Source organism: Aquiflexum sp. (assembly GCF_041749095.1).
Taxonomy (GTDB): Bacteria; Bacteroidota; Bacteroidia; order Cytophagales; family Cyclobacteriaceae; genus Aquiflexum.
Genome location: NZ_JBGTCA010000241.1, coordinates 1 through 6,937 on the forward strand (window position 1 = coordinate 1; position 6,937 = coordinate 6,937).

At 40.8% G+C, this 6,937-nt stretch carries 5 protein-coding genes and 1 pseudogene; all 6 read right to left on the reverse strand.

Going from position 1 to position 6,937, the window contains the following annotated elements; translation table 11 throughout:
* Positions 1–442: 442 nt before the first annotated feature.
* Positions 443–1,912 carry a hypothetical protein gene (locus ACEW8O_RS11405; protein ID WP_373494757.1) on the reverse strand — a complete coding sequence of 490 codons (1,470 nt, stop codon included), beginning with the start codon at positions 1,910–1,912 and terminating at the stop codon, positions 443–445.
* A 23-nt stretch (positions 1,913–1,935) separates the two neighbouring features.
* The gene (locus ACEW8O_RS11410; protein WP_373494758.1) at positions 1,936–2,097 is read right to left on the reverse strand and encodes a hypothetical protein; all 162 of its coding nucleotides are present in this window, start codon (positions 2,095–2,097) and stop codon (positions 1,936–1,938) included.
* Between the two features lie 303 nt (positions 2,098–2,400).
* Positions 2,401–3,843, reverse strand: coding sequence for a sulfatase-like hydrolase/transferase (locus tag ACEW8O_RS11415; RefSeq protein ID WP_373494759.1), 1,443 nt, complete (start codon positions 3,841–3,843; stop codon positions 2,401–2,403).
* Positions 3,844–3,868: 25 nt separating this feature from the next.
* On the reverse strand, positions 3,869–4,981 hold the full coding sequence (locus ACEW8O_RS11420; RefSeq protein ID WP_373494760.1) for a hypothetical protein: 1,113 nt from the start codon (positions 4,979–4,981) through the stop codon (positions 3,869–3,871).
* An 88-nt stretch (positions 4,982–5,069) separates the two neighbouring features.
* Positions 5,070–6,353 carry a polysaccharide pyruvyl transferase family protein gene (locus ACEW8O_RS11425; protein WP_373494761.1) on the reverse strand — a complete coding sequence of 428 codons (1,284 nt, stop codon included), beginning with the start codon at positions 6,351–6,353 and terminating at the stop codon, positions 5,070–5,072.
* 69 nt (positions 6,354–6,422) lie between these two features.
* Positions 6,423–6,937, reverse strand: a pseudogene (locus tag ACEW8O_RS11430) (hypothetical protein); the annotation flags it as partial.

The following is a 6,937-nucleotide window of genomic DNA, read 5'->3' on the forward strand; positions in this document are numbered from 1 at the left end:
AAAAATTCCCGAGGTTTTACGACAGTTTGATGAACTGATTGAAATAGAACAAATGGGCGGGAAGAGGGTAGTCCAATAAATACGAAGGAAGGATATCTCAATATTGAAAAAACCAGTCCAGAGGCCGGACTGGTTTTGTGATCAATAAACCCAAAATCTATCTTACATAAATTCCTTGACACATCTAAATCCAGTATGACTCAGACCTGAATCTTCACTGGTCAGAACAAAATATTTTGGGAGCCACAAATGAGCATTGAGTTCCTAAATATACTGCAGCTATGAAGAAAGGTTAGTCCTAATTCTATTTAAATTTACCTAAGAACTTCATTAGTCATCATTCTCTCAGTTTTCTCATCATCAGTACTTTCTGCTCCAACCAGGATAGAGAGCTGTCAAGCCTGCCGTTAGATATGAGATTTTTTCATTAGGATTTTCTAAATCAATTTTTTCCTTTTTTCAATCCGCTCAGATCTGATATTACAGTAATTTTACCGCTTCCGGGAATTACATTAGCAGAAAAGTTTTGATTAAGTTCAATGCTGGAGGAGGTTTGTACAAAAATCTGTTTTCCTACTACACTATTTGTCACCAAATCAAATGGTCCCTGTTCGCTCAAAACACATCCAATGAGGTTAATTCTGGTGGGAAGGTAGTCGGCCATGGCTTTATTGCCGTGGAAACTAATCCTATTGTTTCTGAACACGGAGCCGATAATGGTGACCACATCCATCGGCGTATTTATAGACAAAAAATCCTTTTGCTGCCCATGCTTCACCCGAATATTATCAAAGGTCAGCTGCTCCTGAACAGGCACCTGCGCCCCAGGGTAATAGGACCGGCTATACTTGTCATTATCGAAATGCACCGAAAAAGCAATCCTGGGCTTATCCAAATAAATATCCCGAAATGTTACATTGCGGACGCCCGCAGTATACATCACATCATTTTGAACCATCCCCCATTGGATGCCATCCAATTCCATACTCCCTGATTCATGGGTAGGTTTGGTTACCGAGTGATATATGGTCCCATCGGGCTTTGCCTGAACCCGATATATCCTGCCATTCGAAACTACCGCATCGGACTGCTGTACCTCCATTCCCGGCCTCCAATCAATCCATGCCCCGGCAAGAATGCGGCAAAAATATCCAGTAGTATTTTCTGCGTTTAAATCGTGGCATTTTTCTACCAGACCATCTTCAATCCATCCCAGTTCGGGATTGGAGGTAGCATAATCGTGCCCATTAAGAGCGATCGCGTCGTCAAAGGTTTGGAAAACTCCGTTGCTTATCCGGAACCTTTTTCCCCTGCCTAAGTGGATGCCATCTTTCTCCCCTTTGATAATGACATCGTCAATAATTAGGTCTTCAAAGGTGCAAACATGGATGCCATATTGCATTTTAGTTAGGTCCATGCACCGAAATCGTTCAATTTTCAAATCTTTCACATAGAAAAAGGCAATCTGCCCCCGCAGTCCATAGATTTCAGAGAATGTCTTATCAATTCCGTTGACCATTATATGTAAACCATGGATGCGGATGTGTTCATCGTAGGTTTTCGTCAGGGCTCCTTTGTTTAACAACACATGAGTGAAAGGGCCCTCTTCGTTAACCTTTTGGAGAAAAACCCCATTGCCAAAGACGATGGAGGTGTTGCTTCCCACATATACCGTACCTGCCACTTTATAGATGCCCGGCTGGCTGACCAGAACGGTTCCTCCTTTGTCCACGGCTGCCTGAAGGGATTTGGTATTTTCGATCCCTGACGCTGCAGGTGAAAAACCGTGGTTTTGGGCATCGGAAAAGACAAACTGCTTTTCATGGCAAATGAGATCAGGGGAAGTCATTTGCGACTTGACATCCAAGATGTCCCATCCAATGTTCAAGAAAATCAACAATATTATTCTCATGTTTTAAGATTCTTTGTGTTTAGTTAACAGGAAAACCCAAATCCGCCAGCAATTGCGGTCAGGTTTTTTCTGTATAAATTTTTATTTTTCAGGAAGGTTCTCAACCAGGTTGCCTCCCTATCGTCTTGTAGGTTTTCAGGATAAATCAGATTATAGATAGCTATGTGCTTTAAGTTGAATGTCATTCGGATCTAGCGTTATGGTTTTCTTTATTTTTATTATTTGAAATTGGTGTAATCTTTTAACTTCACCCAAATCAGGAACTGGTCACGGAGTTGCCTATACCAGGGCTCCATTCTTTTACTTGCATTCCTATACATCCATCCTCATTTGATATCACCTTTCTGGTTTGTTTGGTATTAAAAGGTGTAAAGGCCATTTCTTTCAACTTTACCAAAATCCTTGAATTCTCTTTATTGTCATTACCCATCAAACTTTCAAGTATAGATCTTTGCCAATTCCGAATTTGGTTTTCAAGATTCGGGGCTTCAGTGCCATCCCTTTCTAGGACTGGTATGATAGAGCTGTAGGGCATCACGCAACGCCTTTTCTATTTCAGGCTCTTGGCCTAATTTATTATATAGTTCGCGCTGATCCTCTTCCAGATCAAACAACTCGGTAGGCTGCAGGCTGTCGGCCAGTAATTTCCATTTCCCCATCAGTGCGACGGAGGTGGCATATGGGGTGGGTTTTGGTCCCTGGTTTTGAAAGTGCGTGTATAAATCCATCTGCCACAATAAAATGTCCCGTTCTATCACATCCCCTCCTTTTAAATGAGAAAGTAAACTGATGCCGTCTAGGTCACCAGGCACGTGATGGAATCCTACTGCCTCGCAAATCGTAGGTAACAGATCAGCCATATGACCTACTTGAAAGGTATAGGAGTTTGGGGGAATCCTGCCGGGCCAAACTGCGAACATAGGTACCCGAATACCTCCTTCGTGCAGGTCGGTTTTCCCCCCTTTAAAAGGGCCAGGGCTCCCTTGGAAGGCTGGACCGTTGTCAGAGGTGAAAATGATAAGGGTATTATCATAAATCCCTATAGATTTTAGTTTGCTGATAAGTCTCCCAATATTAGCATCTAGATGTGAAACCATGGACCGAAAGTATAATTGGTCGCCAGTCACTCCCATTTTTTCATATTTTGACAAGTGGGGCTCTGGCGCAGGTTCATATGGGGTATGAGGCACATCAAACCATAGGTTTAGAAAAAAAGGCCGATTAGCTCTATGCCAGTTTTCGATCAAACCAACGGCCTCATCTACCTTGATATCGGTCCAATGATTAGGGTTTTCGGGGATGCGCTCGTCGTTACGCACTAAGTATTTTCCCCCTTCCCGGTAAAGTTTCCGGTCTTTGACAAGAGCGGGACGGATAGGCGCTCCTTCAATATTGGTAAGGAATTGATCGAAACCGTGTTGAAGGGGCCCGGGATTGGCCGGTTCGTGGCGTTGCCGCGCCTCATAGTCTTGTGGTCGAAGCCCACCCAGGTGCCATTTGCCGATATGTGCTGTGGCATAGCCTGCTTCACGCAGCAATTTGGGCAGCGTGACTGTTCCTTCAGGCAAGTGTTCATCGTTATCTGTAAAAGCACGACGAATGTTGAAACGTAGAGGGAACTTGCCGGTAAGCAGACAAGCGCGGGAAGGTGAACAGACAGCTGAACCTGAGTAAAAGTGAGTAAAGCGCATGCCCTGGGCTGCCAGAGAATCAAGGTAGGGGGTTTCGATCGTGGCACTGCCATAACTTGAGAGATCGCCATATCCCAAATCATCAGCCAAAAGAATGATCACATTTGGGGGAGTTGGCCTACTTGCTTCTTTCTTTTGTCCAGCATTCTTGGTACAAGAGATTAGAATTAAAATAAATAATACGTAAATAAAATTTACTTTAATTTTTGAGTTGTTTAAATTTAATGGACTACCATTCATATTGTGTTATTTTAGTCAGCCTTTTTTAATTTACTGAGAAATTAAAATCCATTAACAACTTTTTTGTTAAGTTCCTTACATATAAATTTTCATGTTTTAGAAAGGCTCTCAACCGAACTGCCAAATTGTAATCTTTTAGGTTTTCAGGACGAATTAGATTGTAGATATACCCTATCAGAGAAGGTTTGATTTTATTTTGACCGAACTTATCCAACAGAATTATTATGGTTTCATCTTGAATTAGGTCTAATTCCGCCAATTCCCATAACAGTTCATACCGCCGCTGATCAGGAAATTCGTCAATCCGAGAGGCCAATTCAATCTGCAACGCTGGTTCCGATAATCTTTCAGCCAAAAAAAACTTCATTGCCTTCAATGATAGCAAATCATCCTCACTTTTTATTTGGTCGATTATCTGGGATAGAAACTGGGAATAATAAGATGGATTTCTTTCAATAAAATTTATTGCCCATATTTTATATTTAGGCTCATGTTGGTCAAACAATAATGTTAAAAAGGAATTGTCTGCCCTCCTATCCAGAATTCTCCGTATTTCTTCCTGAACCGGTCCATATACCGAATGCCATATGGTATAACAGGTATATGCCGCATCTTTTACAAGATATTCCTTTAAAGACAACTGGGTGGCACCCGAATATCCATCTACTTGATAATCGGTACGGACCGAGGGGTAGACTAAATTTTCTTTTTCCATTCTTCCCAAAATAGATTCTTCATCTAAAAGTATCCTGTGGAGTTTTTCGTAATCCTCCTGATCAAAATCCACGTGATCGGTTTTGGTCAAGGGACTGTCTTTAAATAGATTGAAACCGAGATAGTCCCCAATTCCGTCCCAAAACAACCAAAGATCCAGAATGCGACAATTGCCTTCCAGGCAAACAATCTTATGCAACTCTTTAGCAAACCAAATGGGGAGATCATTTTCTCCCCTTAGCTCAAGGATTTTTTGGCCCAACGAAGGGTCTTCCCTATCTGTGTAGTGATGGGATACAAGATTCCCCTCCATCGCCCAAAAATCCGTAAATGGATTTTGGGCAAAAGCGGGATATGGATTATACATAAAAGTCATTGAAACATATAGTAAGACAATAAATAAACAGTTACAATTGAATTTCATGACTATTTTGATTTAAGAATACTTATGTCATACCTTATTATAAAGTTTAACATACCGAAATACAATTTTACAATCGGGCTTTTCTTAATCATTTTTTATAAGGATTATATTGTAATTGTTCAGCAATCGATTGACAAGCATTTATATAAATTTCAGATACTTTGTCAATAACGTCCACTGTTTTTAGCTGTGCTTCAGGATAATGATTGTATATTTCCATCAGGCGGTCGGCTATTTGAATCCCCTGCGTGTCATCGATTTCAAACACCCAATCCGACAAGTTCAAGTCGTAATACATTTGTCCCTTGATGGTATCCTGAGGTTGACGTAAGTACATTGCTGGTGTACCTGCAGCAAGGGCAATAATGGGTGAATGACATTCAAAACTTAATACTGTGTGGGCCTTGGCATACATGGAAGCAGCTTCATCCGTTAACCAATATCCTCTTTTAATTACATTTGGCTTCACATCTTCTGGTAAGGGATCAATCAGCAATTCATCCACAATGTTCACCTGGTAAGTCATTTCAGGGCACACCAACACTTTATTGCCAGTTTCATTAACCCAGCGTATCATAGCTTCCCTGAGTTTGGCATGATCCATTTCTTTATATTGAATGTTCGTTTCTTCTACCTCCCTTATTTTCTCTTCCGACCAGTCTACCTGCCGGATCTCATGGTAGGGTGTATATCTCAGTCGTGGGATGACACATATGAATTTCTTATCTTCTAGCCCATTCACCTCTAGAAAATCCTGTGCACGGTCATCATCCTTTAGATGAAAATGGAATGTAGCATCAGGTGCAAAAGAAAAGTGATTTCCTGTAAGGCCATGGAACTTTAAGACCTCGATGGAGCCAGTTTCGCGGGTATATATAAAAGAGGCTTTAGATAATAACTCACATAGACTTTCATTAATATTTTGGATGGTTACTCCAAAAAGCCCAAAAGGTTTTTGTGAATATTCCACCCATGCTTCAAGGTTACTTTGTCCTACTACCATTGGGCCTGAACCATGAATCATCACATCAGCAGCTTCGAATGCTCTAATCAATCCGGGTTCATGAATTTTCTTTTCAGCGTCAACATCACCGTACAGTATTTCCACTTTAGGAAAGTTTTTCTTTAGGAGCTTTTCCACCTGATCACTTTTACTACGCTTCCACAAAATAATCCTGGCATCCGGCAAGTATTTATCTAAAACATGCAGTAAGCCTGGGGTATGGGCAATATCACCAATATTGACATCCTGCCATCCGGATACCAATAAAATAGTCATTGATTTCTTGTCGGATTGTTCAGAACCACAAGCGGAGAGCAAGCTTGATACTAACAATAGGGCAAGGGATTTTATTGAATTTCTTCGGTTCATTTGATTAAAATTTGACATAGGATTTTAAAAGTTCCATGTTTTATGCTTTTGAGTTTTCGCTATTAACACTTAATTATATGCATCTAAACCAATCGTATCAGATATTCCTGAATATCCCATACCACCTGCAGCTAAATATCCCTCACTACTTCCTTTAGAGTTTTTACTCACCCAAAATGAAAATAACGAACCATTATTAACTTCAAATCGAAACCTTACTACTTTTCCAGCTAAGGCCGCAAGATCCTTTCCTCCTTTCCATTTCAGTTCAGTCGATGTACTATCACCATTGAAAGGAAGGCAATTATCAATTGTGAAAGGTAACAGAGGTTCCAAATTTTCATCTAATACCTCCACCCTGATTCGACCATTGATAGCAGTAGCGTTTATAAATATGCATGAACCTGAAAATGTTATCGGGCGTGTGATCAGAAATCCATCATAATTGGAATTGTTCATCGAGGCAAAACCATCTCTTCGAAGAAAAGCAATACCGATAGCAGAACCGGTATATGAACCCTTTGATCCATCTCTGGCAACTCCTGAAAAAGATGTATATGGGAAAATGAGCTTATCACCCGAAA

Coding starts and splice junctions, on each gene's coding strand:
- ACEW8O_RS11420 (WP_373494760.1), bottom strand. CDS start 4,981: ATGAAATTCAATTGTAACTGTTTATTTATTGTCTTACTATATGTTTCA.
- ACEW8O_RS11410 (WP_373494758.1), bottom strand. CDS start 2,097: ATGACATTCAACTTAAAGCACATAGCTATCTATAATCTGATTTATCCT.
- ACEW8O_RS11415 (WP_373494759.1), bottom strand. CDS start 3,843: ATGAATGGTAGTCCATTAAATTTAAACAACTCAAAAATTAAAGTAAAT.
- ACEW8O_RS11405 (WP_373494757.1), bottom strand. CDS start 1,912: ATGAGAATAATATTGTTGATTTTCTTGAACATTGGATGGGACATCTTG.
- ACEW8O_RS11425 (WP_373494761.1), bottom strand. CDS start 6,353: ATGAACCGAAGAAATTCAATAAAATCCCTTGCCCTATTGTTAGTATCA.